At 42.3% G+C, this 1,454-nt stretch carries 2 protein-coding genes; both read right to left on the reverse strand.

Annotated features, from left to right (window positions below; translation table 11 throughout):
• Nucleotides 1-337: hypothetical protein (locus tag ACOZB4_RS34055; RefSeq protein ID WP_422759740.1), on the reverse strand; the 337-nt coding region annotated here is incomplete at its 3' end.
• A gap of 517 nt (nucleotides 338-854) precedes the next feature.
• The gene (locus ACOZB4_RS34060) at nucleotides 855-1,070 is read right to left on the reverse strand and encodes a hypothetical protein (RefSeq protein WP_422759741.1); all 216 of its coding nucleotides are present in this window, start codon (nucleotides 1,068-1,070) and stop codon (nucleotides 855-857) included.
• Between the last annotated feature and the right edge of the window lie 384 nt (nucleotides 1,071-1,454).

Below are 1,454 nucleotides of genomic sequence, written 5' to 3' on the forward strand. Positions count from 1 at the left end.
CTTTTACATCTTGCATAAACTGCTCAATATGATCGGAAAACGATGTTTTCCAGTCAGGGTCTTTCATGATCTCCATCATCTGATCTCTTGAAAATGACAAAACCCCATCCATGAATGTATTGGCGGTTTTTTGTATTTTCTTATTTTTAATACCTTCTACTTGATTAAAAACGTCCTTATATCGATCATAGATGTTATAGCCACAACCAAAATTATCTTTGGCGAATTCGACTATTTGGTTGGTATTTTTGGCAAAGGCACGTTGAACGTGTCCTATCTCACCAGACGCATTTGAATTTTTATAATACTTGGCATTGAATGAAACGAAATTTTTCATGGTGCGATATCATTGTTATATGATCATGTTGTAACATTTATTTTCAGATAATCAAGTGCTTATAAAGCACTACTTGTGCTTTAAAGCAACTTGGTGCTTTATAAAGCCTTTAAATGCCTCTATTTTATTCCTTGATACATCACATTCCGAAGGAGTGTTTTAGCCCATTAAAGCACTCTACGAGTGCATGGGCCTCGCTACGCGAGGAAGATCAACAGCAAGATCAAGATCAAGATCTACAACAGGTCAAAAGCTTACAATCAAAATCGGCAATGTCTTACATAAACCGTTCCGGTTTATTCCAGAGGCTGTCTGTTTTTAAAAGCTGCGTTGCCCTTGCTTTTATCACCAGAACAGCACCGGCAACGGTGCCATTACACCCCTGAACATTTCCCTCCAGGGAATGTGGGGGTGTGCTGTCAGTCCCCGAAAATCAAAAGCGGGTTGGACAGTGACGATGGTGATCCATCGATCCCATTCCACCCTAGAAGCTCCTGATAGCCCATTAGCGAGCCGATTAAGGTCGTTTGACATGGTTGGCCGGCTTTTTGGCCAAGCGTGTCAAATGGCCCAACAACGAACGCAGTGAGGCGTTAGGCTCGATTGCAGCACATAGATCCGACGGAGCTACCGCATTTACAGGACGCCAGCCCATTCGGGCGATGGCTTTCCCCAGTGCTCTCGCTCTGTTGATCTCATGGTTTGCCGTCGTCCTACGGCCTAGGCCACCCACTCAATCACCATAACGAGGCTTGTGGAACCTGCTTCGCGTTGCGGTAGATCCGTCCTATCCGAATGCAATCTAACGGGCTGAAAATGCCCTTATTTTTGATTGCTATAACGAAGGTCAAAAGAGGGTAATACAAGATATAAGATACTGGGAACCACGTATTCCGTGGCTTTCAGCCAATTTTTATACTCTGTGGAGGTAAGTTTTATACTCTGTGGAGGTAAGTTTTATACTCTGTGGGGGTATGAAATGAGTGTAAAAAAAAGTATACCCTCGCTATTTCAAGGCTCTAAATTGTACTTTTTTAAAAGTAAGTTCGTTACCGTGTGGGGGTATGCTTTGTACTCTTTTAAGGGTATTGACAATACTTTTAAAATGGTATATACT

This window comes from Paenibacillus sp. NPDC058898 (assembly GCF_049316025.1).
In the GTDB taxonomy this organism is placed as follows: domain Bacteria; phylum Bacillota; class Bacilli; order Paenibacillales; family Paenibacillaceae; genus Paenibacillus_AQ.